This window comes from Glutamicibacter sp. AGC84, from assembly GCF_053543575.1.
Genome location: NZ_JBLVOC010000011.1, coordinates 63,662 through 79,919, shown reverse-complemented (window position 1 = coordinate 79,919; position 16,258 = coordinate 63,662). Strand labels below are relative to the sequence as shown.

At 63.1% G+C, this 16,258-nt stretch carries 11 protein-coding genes and 1 tRNA gene; 8 read left to right on the top strand and 4 right to left on the bottom strand.

Features of this window, described 5'->3' with window-relative positions:
• The first annotated feature begins 42 nt into the window (after positions 1 to 42).
• The gene (locus ACNPN0_RS07245) at positions 43 to 366 is read left to right on the top strand and encodes a branched-chain amino acid transporter permease (protein ID WP_105658393.1); all 324 of its coding nucleotides are present in this window, start codon (positions 43 to 45) and stop codon (positions 364 to 366) included.
• Here ACNPN0_RS07245 and hrpA read toward each other — a convergent pair.
• Positions 361 to 4,320 carry an ATP-dependent RNA helicase HrpA gene (hrpA, locus tag ACNPN0_RS07240; RefSeq protein ID WP_448938263.1) on the bottom strand — a complete coding sequence of 1,320 codons (3,960 nt, stop codon included), beginning with the start codon at positions 4,318 to 4,320 and terminating at the stop codon, positions 361 to 363. The two genes, ACNPN0_RS07245 and hrpA, sit on opposite strands and share 6 nt — an antisense overlap.
• Before the next feature lie 398 nt (positions 4,321 to 4,718).
• On the opposite strand from hrpA, the gene ACNPN0_RS07235 reads away from it, so the two are divergent.
• The 3 genes from ACNPN0_RS07235 (at position 4,719) to ACNPN0_RS07225 (ending at position 7,515) form a co-directional block, all read left to right on the top strand.
• Positions 4,719 to 5,714, top strand: coding sequence for an ABC transporter substrate-binding protein (locus tag ACNPN0_RS07235; RefSeq protein ID WP_105658395.1), 996 nt, complete (start codon positions 4,719 to 4,721; stop codon positions 5,712 to 5,714).
• 99 nt (positions 5,715 to 5,813) lie between these two features.
• Positions 5,814 to 6,731: an ABC transporter permease gene (locus ACNPN0_RS07230; protein WP_105658396.1), complete on the top strand. Its 918-nt coding sequence runs from the start codon at positions 5,814 to 5,816 to the stop codon at positions 6,729 to 6,731.
• Positions 6,724 to 7,515, top strand: coding sequence for an ABC transporter ATP-binding protein (locus ACNPN0_RS07225; RefSeq protein ID WP_133834474.1), 792 nt, complete (start codon positions 6,724 to 6,726; stop codon positions 7,513 to 7,515). Before ACNPN0_RS07230 ends, ACNPN0_RS07225 begins: the two co-directional genes overlap by 8 nt.
• 1,214 nt (positions 7,516 to 8,729) lie before the next feature.
• Here ACNPN0_RS07225 and ACNPN0_RS07220 read toward each other — a convergent pair.
• The 3 genes from ACNPN0_RS07220 to ACNPN0_RS07210 all read right to left on the bottom strand — a co-directional run bounded on the left by ACNPN0_RS07220 (position 8,730) and on the right by ACNPN0_RS07210 (position 10,584).
• Positions 8,730 to 9,212 (bottom strand): hypothetical protein, encoded by a 483-nt coding sequence (locus tag ACNPN0_RS07220; RefSeq protein ID WP_332487234.1) that lies wholly within the window; start codon positions 9,210 to 9,212, stop codon positions 8,730 to 8,732.
• Positions 9,213 to 9,488: 276 nt separating this feature from the next.
• Positions 9,489 to 10,325: an SDR family NAD(P)-dependent oxidoreductase gene (locus tag ACNPN0_RS07215; RefSeq protein ID WP_133834472.1), complete on the bottom strand. Its 837-nt coding sequence runs from the start codon at positions 10,323 to 10,325 to the stop codon at positions 9,489 to 9,491.
• 183 nt (positions 10,326 to 10,508) lie between these two features.
• Positions 10,509 to 10,584: transfer RNA gene (locus ACNPN0_RS07210), tRNA-Arg, on the bottom strand.
• Between the two features lie 166 nt (positions 10,585 to 10,750).
• Between ACNPN0_RS07210 and argS the strand changes: the two genes are divergently transcribed.
• From argS to thrC, 4 genes are read left to right on the top strand one after another with little or no spacing between them, the layout of a single operon-like run.
• Positions 10,751 to 12,394, top strand: coding sequence for an arginine--tRNA ligase (gene argS / locus ACNPN0_RS07205; protein ID WP_105662579.1), 1,644 nt, complete (start codon positions 10,751 to 10,753; stop codon positions 12,392 to 12,394).
• A gap of 6 nt (positions 12,395 to 12,400) precedes the next feature.
• Positions 12,401 to 13,822 (top strand): diaminopimelate decarboxylase, encoded by a 1,422-nt coding sequence (lysA, locus tag ACNPN0_RS07200; RefSeq protein ID WP_133834471.1) that lies wholly within the window; start codon positions 12,401 to 12,403, stop codon positions 13,820 to 13,822.
• On the top strand, positions 13,823 to 15,109 hold the full coding sequence (locus ACNPN0_RS07195) for a homoserine dehydrogenase (RefSeq protein WP_105662581.1): 1,287 nt from the start codon (positions 13,823 to 13,825) through the stop codon (positions 15,107 to 15,109). It begins immediately after the preceding gene.
• A 1-nt stretch (position 15,110) separates the two neighbouring features.
• The gene (gene thrC, locus ACNPN0_RS07190; protein WP_448938262.1) at positions 15,111 to 16,211 is read left to right on the top strand and encodes a threonine synthase; all 1,101 of its coding nucleotides are present in this window, start codon (positions 15,111 to 15,113) and stop codon (positions 16,209 to 16,211) included.
• Positions 16,212 to 16,258 lie beyond the last annotated feature (47 nt).

Below are 16,258 nucleotides of genomic sequence, written 5' to 3'. Positions count from 1 at the left end.
CCGCTCAGCAGGCCGGCGGGCAGCAGGCGAGAGAAGCAGCCGATGCCCGATAGCCTCTACCTCTTCTCGGCCATCGCGCTGAGCACCGCAGTGACCTTCGGGCTGCGCGCCTTGCCCTTCGCCTTCATCGCCAAATTGCGCAGCAACGCGTTCATCAACTACCTGGCGCTGCGCATGCCCTTGGGAATCATGGTGGTGCTGGTTGCTTCCACGGTGCCTGCCGGCATTGCGGATCCGGCCGTGGCGTGGCCGGTGGCCACCGCCCTGGCGGCCACCGTGGTGCTGCACCTGCTCAAGTCCAATGCGGTGCTCAGCGTGCTGGGCGGCACCGCCGTCTACGTTGGGATCCTCAGCTGGCCGCTATAGCTGCGCCAGCGAATCCTTGATCGCCTTGCGGATGCGCTTTTCGCTGACCGAATAGGCGGTGCCCAGCTCCTGGGCGAACAGCGAAATGCGCATTTCCTCCAGCATCCACTTCACCTGGGCCAAGTCCGCCGGCACCCGGGCTCCGGGCGGAACCCGATCCAGGGCGGTATCGTATTCGTCTTCCAGCTTCTGGATCACGACCAGGGCCTGGGAATCACGGGTGACCGCACCTGCGCGCAGCTTCTCCAAGCGCTTCTCGATGCCCTGCACGTAGCGCGGCAGGCGCATCAGGTTCGCTGCCCCGGTGGCCGCGATGAAGCCCGGATAGATCAGCTGCTCGAGCTGCGAGCGGATATCGGTGACTGCCGCGAACATCGCCAGGGAGTTGGTGCTCTTCAGATCCTTGTTGATCCGGGTCGAGGAGCCGAAGACCTTCGCCACGATCGCGGTGATTGTGAAGACCGTGTCGATCTGCTCGGCGCGCACCGTCTCGAACAGCGCCTCGAATTCGGCGCGGTTCATCGGCAGCTTCTCGGGCACCAGCTGGTCTACCGCGGCCATGGTGCAGTCGGCGATCAGCTTCTCGATGGACCCGTGCGGGTTCTGCGTGAACACCAGCTTCTCAGCGTTCTTCAGGTGCGAAATCACGAACTTCCCGGCAGGCGGCAAGCGCAGCATCAGCAACCGGATGACACCGGTGCGGTGCGCCGCATCGCGCTCGGCCTGGGTGCGGAAAACACTCAGGTCGACCTTTTCGCCGGTGTCCATCAGCCCCGGATAGGCGGTGATCTGCTGGCCCATCACCGTAGTGGTGACCTTGGCAGGCAGCGTATCGCCCAGGGTATCGCCCGATGATTCCAGCTGCGGCCAATGATCCAGCGACTTCTGGTCCCAGGCGCCGGTGGCCGCCGCTGCGGTGGCCGCGGCACCCTTCTTCTTGGACTGCGCCTTCGACGCGGCCGCAGGCTTGCCAGGCATGCCCGGCTTGCCGGTGGCGGCACCGGGGGAGTTGACCCCGCTGGCCAGCGCGGCGCGGTTGGCCGCGGCGAACTTGTACTGCAACGCGGCCAGGTCATCGCCGCTGCCCAGCGCCTTCCCCGAAGCATCGGTGACGGTGAAGCCGAAGCGCAGGTGCGCAGGCAGGGTCGAGAAGTCGAAGACCGAAGGCTCGACGACCATGCCGCGCAGCCGGCGCAGCACCAAGGCCAGGGAATCGGCCAGGTCATCGGCCGCCGGATCGAAGTCCGCCTCCAGCATGGCCAGCGCCTTGGCCGCCACGTCCGGGGCAGGCACGAAGTTCTTGCGGATGGCCTTGGGCATCGAACGGATCAGCGCGGTGAGCAGCTCGTGGCGCAACCCCGGAATCAGCCAGGCGAAGCGCGCGGGATCCAGCTGGTTCAAGAACACCACCGGGACCGTGAGCGACACGCCATCGCCTTCTCCTGGGGCGGCCGCCGGGTTGTACTCGTAGGACAGCGGCAAGTGGATGCTGCCCAGCTGCCAGGTGGTGGGGAACGCGGCCTCGTCAACCGCATCGGACTCGGCCAGCAGCGCCTCGGGGTCGAAGTCCAGCAGCGAGGGATCGGTGGCGCGGGCCTTCTTCCACCAGCGGTCGAAGTGGCGCTCCGAGTAGACCTCGGCGCCCACCCGGGCATCGTAGAAGGCGAACAGGTCTTCATCGGAAATGCGCAGGTCATGGCGGCGCATGCGGGTTTCGAGCTCTTCGACTTCTTCGAGCAGCGCCCGGTTCTTGGCGAAGAACTTATGGTGGGTGCGCCAATCGCCCTCCACCAGCGCGTGGCGGATGAACAGCTCGCGAGCCAGGTCCTTATCCACCCGCCAGTAGTGGAACTGGCGGCGCGGGATGATCGGCAGGCCGAAAAGCGTGACCTTCTCGTAGCCCATGACCGAACCGGTGCGCTTGGACCAGTGCGGCTCGGAGTGGGTGCGCTTGAGCAGGTGCGGAGCCAGCTCTTCCACCCATTCGGGGGAGATGGCCGCGTTGGTGCGGGCCCACAGCCGCGAGGTTTCCACCAGCTCGGCGGACATCACCCAGGTCGGGGACTTCTTGAACAGGCCCGAGCCGGGGAAGATCGCAAAACGGGTGCCGCGCGCGCCCAGGTAGTCGCGCTTGCGCTCATCGTAGAGCCCGATGTGCCCCAGCAGGCCCGACAGCAGCGACTTGTGCACCTGGTCCTCATTGGCCGCCGGGTCGATCGGGGCGGCCGCCATGGTGATGCCCAGCGGCTTGGCCAGCTGGCGCAGCTGGGTGAACAGGTCCTGCCACTCGCGCACGCGCAGGTAGTTGATGAACTCGTTCTTGCACAGCCGGCGGAAAGCGGAGGAGGACAGGTCCTTCTGCTGCTCCTGCAGGTAGGCCCACAAATTCAGCAATGCAATGAAGTCGGACTTGTCATCGGCGAAGCGCTTATGCAGCTCCACCGCACGATCACGCTGCCCGGTTTCCTCGCTGGGACGCTCGCGCGGATCCTGGATGCTCAGCCCGGCAGCCAGCACCATCACTTCCTTGGCGACCCCGCGCTGTGCGGACTCGACGATCATCCGGCCCAGGCGCACATCCAGCGGCAGCACCGCCAGCGCCCTGCCGGTTTCGGTCAGCTTCGCGGCCTTGTCCTGCTCCAGCGCACCGAGCTCGCGCAGCAGGTTCACGCCATCGGTGATGGCCTTGGCTTCGGGCGGCTGGACGAACGGGAAGCTGGCCACCTCGGCGGCCGAAGCGACCACGCCCATGGAGATCATCTGCAGGATCACGCTGGCCAGGTTGGTGCGCAGGATTTCCGGGTCGGTGAACTCCGGACGCGCCTCGTAGTCGGGCTCCGAGTACAAGCGGATGGCGATGCCCTCCGACACGCGGCCGCAACGTCCCGAACGCTGGTTGGCGCTGGCCTGCGAAACGCGCTCGATGGGCAGGCGCTGCACCTTGGTGCGGTGCGAATAGCGCGAAATGCGGGCGGTGCCGGTATCGATCACGTACTTGATGCCCGGCACCGTCAGCGAGGTCTCGGCGACGTTGGTGGCCAGGATGATGCGCGGGGCGCCACCGGGGTGGAAGACCCGGTGCTGCTCGGCCAGCGACAGCCGGGCGAACAGCGGGAGCACCTCATAGCGCGGCAGGCGCTTATTGGCGGTGACCATGGCGCGCAAGGCTTCGGCCGCGTCGCGGATTTCGCGCTCGCCGGAGAAGAAGATCAGGATGTCCCCGGGCGCTTCGCCGCTCAGTTCCTTGACCGCGTCGGTGACCGCATCCAGTGGGTCGCGTTCTTCCTCCAGCGTGTTCTCCGCGGCCTCGTCCGCGTCGACATCGAGCTCGGCCTGCAGCGGGCGGTAGCGCAATTCGACGGGGAAGGTGCGCCCGGAAACCTCCAGGATCGGGGCAGGCTCGACGCCGCCGCCGGGCAGCGGCTTGCCGAAGTGCTCGGCGAAGCGCTGCGGGTCGATGGTGGCGGAGGTGATGATGATCTTCAGCTCGGGGCGCTTGGGCATGATCTGCTTGAGGTAGCCCAGCAGGAAATCGATGTTCAGGCTGCGCTCGTGGGCCTCGTCGATGATGATCGCCGAGTATTTCTTGAGCAGCTTGTCGCGCTTGATCTCGGCTAGCAGGATGCCGTCGGTCATCACCTTCAGCTTGGTCTTGCGCGAAACCTCGCCGGTGAAGCGCACGTGGAAGCCGACTTCCTCGCCGATTTCGGTGCCCATTTCCTCGGCGATGCGCTCGGCCACGGTGCGCGCGGCCAGGCGGCGCGGCTGGGTGTGCCCGATCATGCCCTTCTCGGCCAGGCCGAGCTCGATGAGCATCTTGGGAAGCTGGGTGGTCTTGCCCGAACCGGTTTCGCCGGCGATTACCACGACCTGGTTTTCGCGGACCGCGGCGAGGATGTCCTCGCGGCGGGCTGAAACGGGAAGGGCTTCGGGATATGTAATGCTGAGCGCCATGATGTTCCCATTCTATTCGCGCCACGCATTTTCGTGGTGGCCGCCGGGCCGAAGCCCGATTCGGGGTAGGAAATGTGCTCCCGGACGCATTGCTCCATGAGTCAAATTTTCAGATTGTCCAAGCAATTGTCGACAAGTTCGGGCCGGTAAATACAAAACTTCCAGATTCTGCTTCCCGGCGGAGCATTTGTGTCCACAAGAATCCGTATCAAGATGCAAACGTCTAGGAATCGACCTTGATTGTAGGCAAGGTGAGGTCGTTCACATGTAAGATCGGGGGTAATCATCGATGTGATGCCTGGACGGTTCCCGCATGCTGCGCACCAGTTGCGCTTCATAACCAGGCTTCCGCGCTATCGGTGGGAATCACTCGCAAGGGAACTTTGAAAGGAACTTCAATGAAGAGCTTCACCGCCATGAAATTCGCTGCCATCGCAGCAGCTGGCGCACTGGCCCTGACCGCCTGCGGCGGCAGTGGCGAGCAGGGCACCGCGGAGGGCGGCGACGAGGCCGTCAAGATCGGCATCTCCCAGTTCGTCTCGCACCCTTCGCTGGACGCAGTGGTCACCGGCTTCAAGGCAGGCATGGAAGAAGCCGGCTACACCGGCGAGAAGATCAGCTACGACGAGAACAACGCCGAAACCGATCAGGCTACCAACACCTCGATTGCCGGCAAGCTCGCCGCTGATTCGGATATCGACCTGGTGCTGGCAATTGCTACCCCATCGGCCCAGGCTGCGGCGCAGGCGATTACCAAGGTTCCGGTGCTCTTCTCCGCTGTGACCGACCCGGTTGATGCCAAGCTGGTCGCCTCCAATGAAGCTCCGGGCGCGAATGTCACCGGCACGTCGGACATGAACCCGGTCGACGAGCAGCTGCAGTTGCTCAAGGACCTGGTGCCCGATGCCAAGAAGGTCGGCATTGTCTACTCCTCGGGTGAAGCCAACTCCGCAGTCCAGGTGAAGATGGCCAAGGAAGCAGCCAAGGGCCTGGGTCTGACCATTGAAGAAGCCGCAGTCTCGGCGTCCAGCGAAGTCCAGCAGGCCGCCAGCTCGCTGGATGTCGACGCGTACTACGTTCCGACTGACAACGCTGTCGTTTCCGCCCTGGAAGGCCTGCTGCAGGTTGCCGAGAAGAACGGCGTGCCGGTCATTTCGGCTGACGGCGAGTCCGTCAAGCGCGGCGCTACCGCAACCTACGGCATCAACTACGAGAAGCTGGGCGCGCAGACCGCTGCCATGGCCGTGAAGCTGCTCAAGGGCGAGGCCGAGCCGGCAACCCTGCCGGTGGAGACCATCTCCGAGGTCGATCTCTACCTGAATGAAGATGCCGCCAAGAAGGCAGGCATCGAATTCACCGACGAGATGAAGTCCGAAGCCGTAGAGGTCTACTAAGCCCCGGCAACAACTTACCGACGCAAGGCGAGGCGCATAACCTGGTGCCTCGCCTTTCGTCGTGATTACCTGCAAAACTTACAACTCAAGGATCCACACATGATCACAGCGGTTGAACTCGGCCTGATTTACGCCATCATGGCGCTCGGGGTGTATCTGACCTTCCGTATCCTGGACTTTCCCGACCTGACTGTCGACGGCAGCTTCACCACCGGTGCCGCCGTCGCCTCGGTGGGCATCGTGAACGGGATGAATCCCTGGCTGGCCACCGTGCTGGCCTTCTTCGCCGGCATGGTTGCCGGTGTCATTACCGGCCTGCTGCATACCAAGGGCAAGATCGACGGCCTGCTCGCCGGCATCCTGACCATGATCGCGCTGTACTCGATCAACCTGCGCATCATGGGCAAGGCCAACACCCCCTTGCTGGGGGAGGAGACCCTGATCAGCCCGATGCGCGTCTCGGGCCTGCTCGGCTCATGGGCGTCGGTGGCCATCCTCTTTGCCGTCTGCCTGGTCTTCGTGGCAGCGATCGTCTGGTTCTTGCACACCGAGCTGGGCATGGCCATGCGGGCCACCGGCGACAACCAGGAAATGATCCGTTCCTTCGGCGTGAGCACCGACAACCAGAAGATCCTGGGCCTGGCGCTGTCCAACGGACTGGTGGCGCTGTCCGGTGCGGTCATCGCCCAGTACCAGGGCTTCGCCGATATCGGCATGGGCATCGGCCTGATCCTGATCGGCCTGGCCTCGGTCATCGTCGGCCAGGCGATCTTCACCCAGCGTTACATCTGGCTGGCCGCCATCGCGGTGGTCTTCGGCGCAGTGATCTACCGCCTGGTGATCCAGATGGCCCTGTCGGCAGGCCTGGAGGTCAACGACATGAAGCTGATCTCCGCGGTCCTCGTCGTCGTCGCCCTGCTGCTGCCGAAGTGGAAGGGCTTCCAGAAGATCATCAAGAACTTCAAGCGCACCCCAGCAGCAGTTGAAACCAAGGAAGAGGTTCGCACCAATGCTTGAAATCAAGAACCTGTCGCGCACGTTCTTCCCGGGAACTGTCAACGAGCGCAAGGCGCTGCGCAACATCAACCTGAACCTGTCGGACGGTGAATTCGTCACCGTCATCGGCTCCAACGGCGCCGGCAAGTCCACCGTGCTGAATATGGTTGCAGGCAAGCTGCAGCCCGATGCCGGTTCGGTGTCCATCGCGGGGAAGAACGTCACCAGGATGGCCGACTACACCCGCGCCAAGTACATCGGCCGGGTATTCCAGGACCCGATGGCCGGCACTGCGCCGACCATGTCCATCGAGGAGAACATGGCTCTGGCCTACGCCCGCGGCCGTTTCCGCGGCCTGGGCCTGGGCGTAGGCTCCAAGCGGCGCGAGCTGTTCGTCGAGGAACTCAAGAGCCTGGAACTCGGTTTGGAAGGCCGCTTGAAGACCAAGGTGGGCCTGCTCTCGGGCGGCCAGCGCCAGGCGCTGAGCTTGCTGATGGCCACCTTCTCCAAGCCCAAGATCCTGCTGCTCGATGAGCACACCGCGGCCCTGGATCCGCAGCGTGCCGCGCTGGTCTCGCGCCTGACCAAGGAAATTGTCGAACGCCACCAGCTGACCACGTTGATGGTGACGCACAATATGGAACAGGCGTTGCAGCTGGGCACCCGGCTGATCATGATGCACGACGGGCAGATCATCCTGGACCTGGACCAGGAAGAGAAGTCCAAGATGACCGTCAAGGGCCTGCTGGAGGAATTCAGCAAGATCAAGGGCGCACAGCTCGATGACAAGACCATGCTGCAGTAGCAGCTGGCCAGTATCCGTGCAGGCTCCGCACCCGATGGGTGCGGGGCCTGTCGGGTTTAAGGCAGCGGTTTGCGCAGGCGGTGCTCGACGCGTCCCGAGCTCCGGTCGATGACTTGCTGTCCTGTCCATTGGTACCCGCAACGGCGATAGAGCCCCCTCGGCACGTGCATTGCCGGCGATCAGCAGACTGGAGATGGCTGGGGCAGTGACCAGCAGGATGGATCAGTTCTACACCTGTCGGCCTGCCTGCGCTGTCAAGATCCTAGTTCACGAGGTACGGCATGCTAGAAGACTCGATTTCTGCCGTTTCAACTGCTAGCTCATGAGAGAGCGCGACATGCGCGGCCGCAGCTCTGGCATCGTAGGTGGCATTAATGGGTTTACTCATGCAGCTGATCTTCGATACTCAATATGAATTTGAGAAATATTCATGCAGTTAAAGATGCATTGCTATAAACCTGCCTAGGATTAACACCTTCTGCGAAACGAATGGTGGACTATTGAGAACCCGTAGCGCGTACATAGCTGCAGCGACAGGAGTCGTCGGTCTGGCTCTCATCACTGGATTGCTGTCGGGTTGCTCTTTGACTGGGAAATACTCCGATGAAACCTGCGATGGCCGCAAACCCGTCAGCTCGTTAGAGCAGGCGGGCACGGAATTGGTAGTTGCTGCGTATGCTGGCGATCGCACTGGAGTTTGCCGGGTTACTTCGCCATTTCCAGGAGGAAACCTGGATGACGAGATGGTCAGCCAGACTCGGCAGATTCTAGAGAACCACGGCATTACACCTGAAAATGTGTCGGTCGTGGTTGGAGAGCAGTTTGGAAGCGCAGTATCCGTTCACCTGACTGACGGTAACCAGTATGCTCGGCACTCACTGTGGGTCGGTGGCCATAGTATCCGTGAGGAAGGATTCACTATAGGGCTACCGGAGGAACTGTATCCTGCTGCGCCCGAGCATCCGGCATCCCAGTCATCCACGGTTGATCCCTAAGCTTTGCAATTCTAGTGATTCAGGATTCTTGGCATCCGGGTATCTCGTAAGCGCGATACAAAGCGAAATTTCCCCGGCTATTGCTCCAAGTGGAGCTTTGGTTCCCTCTCGGCAATGCCGGTTAGGCTTTCGCCGAATCATTAGCGCGGACAGTCAGCTGCCGCGCGATGTCTTTAGGCTTTTCGCCTAGTGTCCAAATGAAACATCGGAAACGCCTGTTTATTCTTCATTCGTGGCATAAACAGTGACCCAGACTCCCACCGGCACTTTGAATTCGAGCTGTACCTCATTGGTGTTGATTTGATGTGCCGGGGTAGAAAGGCTCGTATATATTTCTGAATTCGAATCGCAACCACTCGCACCGGTTTTTGATCCACCTAGCAGGATAATCTCCCAAGGGGACGTTGCATCACATGAAATTATGAAGCCAACTGAATCAAATCCTCCGGGAAGATCCCCGAGGCGCAGAGTGGTCGAGCCCACGGAATGAGTTTCATTGAGAATCTGGAAGGAGTCTTCGCTCTGGGCGAGGAATTCGGCATGCTTCTTTAGGGGATCTGGCGATTCCGAGGTGCTGGCCGACGTATCTGACGAAGGAATCTCTCCAAGCGCTGTCTCAGGGGAAGTCGAAGGGCTGCATGAAGACAGTGCCAAAGCAATCACAGAAGCAAGTGAAATGATTCCAAAGAGGCGTTTCGTCATGTGTCAAGATTATCTTTTAGCGGGATAAAATCAAGAGTTCATGAGAGTACTTCGATTTCCCGCGTTTTCGCTCGGGTAGTTTGCCGAGGAACTCTTGAATGGCAGCGATGCGAATTCAGTGTCGAGTGGATGGCGTATCGCTCTTTCCATCAAGCGGTGGGCAGTTAGCGGCCGCGGGCAATTTGATGCGGGTATCGCCATCTCGGATTGGTGACGAGCCCGGTCCATGCCGGCAGTAGTTCCCGAATAGGCCGGTCGGGTCGACTCCGAGATCCCCTATGTGCAGTTCTGGATTTGAAGCAAGGTCGCCGAGCGGTCCCAGAGTTGCTTCGCTAGTACCTCATCATGGATCAGCGGGTTGACCTTCGATGCGATCTTTCCCGACTCGTAGTAGGCGCCCGGTTCGAATTGCACGCCAGGCTTCGCCTCCGCAAGCCAGACGAGCTGGTCGGCACCCTTGCTCGAGTCGACCGTGAAGAAGCGCCTAAGCGGACCGTGGTAAAGGAACTTCAATAACCCCTTGGAGTCCGAGGCGAAACTGGTGCCAACGATCCCGGGGTGGAACGCCACGGCGTTAATCCCGGAACCGCCAAAGCGCCGCTGTAATTCCGAGGTGAACAGAATGTTCGCCAACTTTGCATTGCCGTAGGCGGCCCTCGGTGAGTAGCTGTTTTCGCCCTGTAGGTCCGCAATGTCGAATTTGGCCATGAGACGCGCAGCCATGCTGGCGGTCTGAATGACCGTGGCACCCGAATCGATTAGTCGTTGCAACAACAGATTCGTGAGCAGGAAGGGCGCGAGGTGATTGACTTGGAAAGTCTTTTCGAATCCATCCACGGTCAGTTCGCGCTCTGCCTTGATCCCGCCGGCATTATTAGCCAGCACATCAATTCGGGGATACTTCTGGAGCAACTGCGTGGCCAGGCCGCGTACCTGTGCGAGCTGGCTGAAGTCTGCCACGAAATAGCTGGCGCCTAGCTCATGGGCGATGGCCTGGGTTTTGGTTTGCGAACGACCGACAACGACAATCTGGTGCCCCTGTCGTGAAAGTTCTCGGGCCGATGCGGCCCCGATCCCGTCGCTGGCTCCGGTAATGAGAATGGTTTTTTTCATGGTGCCCTTAAGCGCTTGTTGGTTTATCCGAGTTTAGGGCCTAGCCGAAGCTAAAGGTTGTGGCGACGGGGAAGCTGCCAGAAAATGCTGAACGGAGAAGATTCGTGGCCTCGCGCGAGCTGCGGCGTGAGAAGAAGAGCGAAAAAAATAGCAGGCCCTGGTAACCAGGACCTGCAATTTAGGTGGTGCCCCTGAAAGGAATCGAACCTTCGGCCTTCTGCTCCGGAGGCAGACGCTCTATCCACTGAGCTACAGAGGCGTGTTGCTGGGCAACAGGAAAAATACTATCAGGTCGTCACTTGATCTGCGCAATTCCAGCACCTTGGCACGCATGTGTTGCAAAAGTCACCGGGTTGGGCCAGTCTCACAGGCGATGCAAGTCATGAATGCTGAAGAAGCACGGCAATTGCCGGTATTCTTGAACGGTGACTCCTGAAGAACTCTCCGCAGCAATATCCGCATGCCTCACCGAAGCCGTAGCCGCCGGCGAAATCTCCGTCGAGGTGCCAGAGACCGTACGCGTGGACCGCCCGAAAAGCCGTGAACACGGCGACTGGGCAACCAACATCGCGCTGCAGCTGGGCAAGAAGGCCGGCATGGCCCCGCGCGACTTCGCCCAGATCCTGGCCACCCGACTTGCTTCGGTCCCAGGAGTCGGCGCCGTGGACATCGCAGGTCCCGGCTTCCTGAACATCACCCTCGAAGCCGGCGCTGCCGGCGAGCTGGCCCGCACCATCGTCGAGGCGGGTTCCGCCTACGGCAGCAACGAGGCCCTGGCCGGCCACGTGGTCAACATGGAATTCGTTTCCGCGAACCCCACCGGCCCGCTGCACATAGGCCACACCCGCTGGGCCGCGCTGGGAGATGCCATCTCCCGTGTGCTGCGCGCTTCGGGCGCTTCGGTGACCAGCGAGTACTACATCAACGATGCCGGCAACCAGATGAACGTCTTCGCCCGTTCGGTGTACAACCGCATCCACGGCCTGCCAGTGCCAGAGGGCGGCTACCCGGGCGAATACATCAAGGAACTGGGCGACGCGGTCCTGGCCGAAGCCCCGCAGCTGCGCGAGCTGGACGAAGCAGAAGCAATTCCTGCCCTGCGCGACGCCGCCTACAAGGCGCAGCTCGAAGACATCAAGTCCACCCTGGCCGACTTCGGCGTCAGCTTCGACGTGTTCTTCTCCGAAACCACCTTGCATGAGGGCGGTGCGGTGGCTGACGCCGTGGCACGCCTGCGTGAACAGGGCCACATCTTCGATCTGGAGGGCGCGGTTTGGCTGCGCACCACCGACTTCGGCGATGACAAGGACCGCGTGCTGATCCGCGCCAACGGCGAGCCGACCTACTTCGCCGCCGATGCAGCCTACTACCTCTCCAAGAAGGACCGCGGCTTCGAAGAGAAGATCTACCTGCTGGGCGCCGACCACCACGGCTACGTCAACCGCCTGAAGGCGATCGCCGCCTGCGCGGGAGATGACAAGGACAAGAACATCGAGGTGCTGATCGGCCAGCTGATCTCCGTCAACGGAGCCAAGCTGTCCAAGCGCGCGGGCAACATCATCGAGCTGCGCGATTTGATCAACTGGATCGGCGCCGACGCGCTGCGCTACTCGCTGGCCCGTTTCCCGGCTGATTCGCCGATCGCGCTGGACCCCGAGCAGCTGAAGAAGAACACCAATGACAACCCGGTGTTCTACGTCCAGTACGCCCATGCCCGTTCGTGCGCCGCGGCCCGCAATGCCGCCGCCAAGGGCGTGACCCGTGACGGCTTCGATGCCGCGCTGCTGACCGACCCGACCGAAAACGAGCTGCTGGCCGTGCTCGGCCAGTTCCCGTCGGTGGTTGCCGGTGCCGCGGAATTCCGCGAACCGCACCGCATTGCCCGTTACCTGGAGCAGGTCGCCGGCGCCTACCACTCGTGGTACGCCGCAACCCGCATCACCCCGGTGGGCGAAGGTGAAGCGGTCGCGCCGGTGCACGGCACCCGCCTGTGGCTGAACGACGCCGCCACCACCGTTTTGGCAAATGGATTGGAACTGCTGGGCGTTTCCGCCCCAGAGAGGATGTAAGACCTTATGGCTGTATCGCCGCTAGCCCCGCAATGGCTGCAATTCCCGGAAAACATCAACGCACTTCGACAGATCGAGTGGGCTTCGGGGGTTTCCCGCGAGGCTGGCGGCGAACTGTCCATCCAGGGCCTTCCCGTCTCCCAGCTTGCCGCCGAGTTCGGCACCCCGCTGTTCGTGCTCGATGAGAACGACTTCCGCGCCCGCGCCCGGGGTTTCAAGACCGCCTTCGACGACGCGTTCAGGCAGCTGTGCGGGGGAGTCGACGTCTACTACGCCGGCAAGGCATTCTTGTGCACCGAGGTGGCCCGCTGGGTGACCGACGAGGGCCTGCGCCTGGATACCTGCTCCGGGGGCGAACTGGCCGTGGCCAACGCCGCCAAGGTGCCCGCTGCCAACCTCTCGCTGCACGGGAACAACAAGTCGGCTGCTGAGATCACCCGCGCCATCGAAATGGGCGTCGGGCGCCTGGTCATCGACTCGCTGGACGAGCTGGACCGGGTGATTTCGATCGCTGACGCCATGGGCCAGAGCGCGCAGGTCATGCTGCGCATTACCCCCGGCGTGCACGCCTCCACCCATGAGGCCATTGCCACCGCGCACGAGGACCAGAAGTTCGGGCTGTCCATCCTGGACGATGCCTCCGGCACTTCTCCTGCGCTGCGTGCGGTCGCCCAGGCGATCGAGGCGCAGAACATCAACCTGCTGGGCCTGCACACCCACATCGGCTCGCAGATCTTCGAGGCCGAAGGCTTCGCAATGGTCGCCCGCACCATGCTCGGCCTGCTGGCCAAGATCCGCTCGATTCATGGTGTTTCCCTGCCCGAGCTGGATCTGGGCGGCGGCTACGGCATTGCCTACACCTCCGAGGACCACCCCTCCACCCCGGCCAAGCTGGCCGGGCAGATGGCCGAAGTGGTCTCGGCGACCTGCGCCGAACTCGAGCTGGAATGCCCGCGCATTTCCATCGAGCCGGGCCGCGCCATCGCCGGCCCGAGCACCTTCACCCTCTACGAGGCCGGCGTGCGCAAGGACGTCCAGGTGGAAGACGAGGCCGGAGCCCTGCACCCGCGCCGCTACATTTCAGTGGACGGCGGGATGAGCGACAACCCGCGCCCGGTGCTCTATGACGCGCAATATACCGCCGTGCTGGCTAGCCGTATGACGCAAAACGACGCAATTATTTCTCGTGTAGTTGGGAAACATTGCGAGTCAGGTGACATAGTCGTGAAGGACGTTTACCTGCCCGATGACGTGGCGGCCGGCGATTTGATCGCCGTTCCGGCCACCGGCGCCTACTGCTGGGCGCTGTCGAGCAACTACAACTACCTCACCCGCCCCGCGGTGGTAGCGGTACGCGATGGCCAAGCCCGTCTGATCGTGCGCAGGGAAACGGAAACAGACTTGTTGGCCCGTGACATGGGAGTTTAATTGAGCGGCGAAAAGAACCTGAAGGTAGCCCTGCTGGGTTGCGGCACGGTCGGAGCCCAGGTGGCCCGGATCCTGCTGGAAGATGCAAACGAACTGGCTGCCCGCTCGGGCGCCGGCCTGCAACTGATCGGCATTGCCGTGCGCAACCCGGATGCCAAGCGCGATGCAGTGCTGCCCCAGGAGCTTTTCACCACCGACGCCCACGGGCTGATCGCCCAGGCCGATGTGGTCATCGAACTGCTCGGCGGCATGGAGCCGGCCGGCGAATACATCGCCGCCGCCCTTGCCAAGGGTGCCAGCGTCATCACCGGCAACAAGGCGCTGATTGCGCTCAAGGGCGCCGAACTGAACGCGATCGCTGCCGGCAACGGCGCCCAGCTGCGCTACGAGGCCGCGGTGGCCGGGGCCATCCCGATCCTGCGCCCGATTGCGGACTCGCTGGCCGGGGACCACATCACCAAGGTGATGGGCATCGTCAACGGCACCACCAACTTCATCCTCGACGCCATGGACACCACCGGTGCCGCGTTCGACGACGTGCTGGCCGAAGCCCAGGCGCTGGGCTATGCGGAAGCCGATCCAACCGCCGACGTGGGCGGGCACGATGCCGCCGCGAAGGCCGCGATCCTGGCCTCGCTGGCCTTCCACACCACCGTGTCCTCGGACCAGGTCTGGACCCAGGGCATCACCGAAGTCAGCGCCGCCGATGTCGCGGCCGCGGCTGCCGCCGGCTACGTGATCAAGCTGCTGGCCATCGCCGAGCAGGCCGAAGCCGGGATTTCGGTGCGCGTCTACCCGGCCCTGGTGCGCCGCAGCCACCCGCTGGCTACCGTGCATGGCGCGTTCAACGCCGTGTTCGTCGAAGCGCAGAACGCCGGCGACCTGATGTTCTACGGGGCTGGAGCCGGCGGCAACCCGACCGCGTCGGCGGTCATGGGCGACGTCGTTGCCGTGGCCCGCCAGATCGCTGCCGGAGCCCCGCTGCCCAACGGCTCGGTCAACCAGGCGCCACGGATGCTGGACTTCGAGGCCATCGACACCCGCTACTGGATTGGCCTGTCGGTCAAGGACCAGTCCGGCGTGCTGGCAGCCATCGCCACCGTCTTCGGCGAGCACGGGGTCTCCATCGAGTCGATGAGCCAGCAGGTGGACGCCGAAGCCGGCGCGCAGCTGCGCATCCTGACCCACCAGGGCACCGAAGCGGCCCTGGCCAGCACCGTCGAGGCGCTGACCGCGCTGGACGCGGTGCACTCTGTTCTATCCGTTATGCGAGTTGAAGGAAATTAACGTGGCTCACCAGTGGCGCGGAGTGATCCGCGAATATGCCGATCGCCTGCCAGTAGACGAAAACACCAAGGTCATCACCCTGGGCGAGGGCGGCACCCCGCTGGTCTACGCCCCGGCGCTGTCGGCGCTGACCGGCAACGAGGTGTACCTGAAGGTCGAGGGCATGAACCCGACCGGTTCCTTCAAGGACCGCGGCATGACCATGGCGATGACCGCCGCGGTGGCTGCCGGCGCCAAGGCCGTGGTGTGCGCCTCCACCGGCAACACCTCCGCTTCGGCCGCCGCCTACGCTACCCAGGCCGGGCTGAAGTGCGCGGTGCTGGTGCCCGATGGCAAGATCTCCATGGGCAAGATGTCCCAGGCGATCGCCCACGGTGCGGACATCATCCAGATCGACGGCAACTTCGACAACTGCCTGGAAGTGGCGCGCAAGCTCAGCGAGAACTACCCGGTGTTCCTGGTGAATTCGGTGAACCCGGCCCGCATCCAGGGCCAGAAGACCGGCGCCTTCGAGATCGTCGACTTCCTGGGCGACGCCCCGGATTACCACCTGCTGCCGGTAGGCAACGCGGGCAACATCACCGCGTACTGGAAGGGCTACAAGGAGTATTCCTCCAAGTGGACCAATGAAGCGGGCAAGGAACTGGAGCCGGTCTCCACCAAGACCCCGGTCATGTGGGGCTTCCAGGCCGCCGGGGCCGCCCCGATCGTGGCCGGCCACCCGATCACCGAACCGGATACCATCGCCACCGCCATCCGCATCGGCAATCCGGCATCCTGGGAACAGGCCGAAGCCGCCCGCGACGAGTCCGGCGGGCAGATCGACTCGGTCACCGACGAGCAGATCCTCGAAGCCCACCGCTGGCTTTCAAGCCGCGAAGGCGTCTTCGTGGAGCCAGCTTCGGCAGCCGGCGTGGCCGGCCTGCTCAAGCACCACGCCGCCGGCACTGCGCCGACCGGCAAGAAGATCGTGATCACCGTGACCGGCCACGGCCTGAAGGACCCGGACTGGGCCCTGAAGCAGGCCGACGGCTCGGAAGTTGCGCCGAAGAAGGTGGCCTTCGACGTGGTCGAGGTCGCCGGCGCGCTGGGCCTGGCCTAGCAGCTTTCGCCGGCCAGCCGCCGGCAGCACGACGGGCCGCCGCGTCA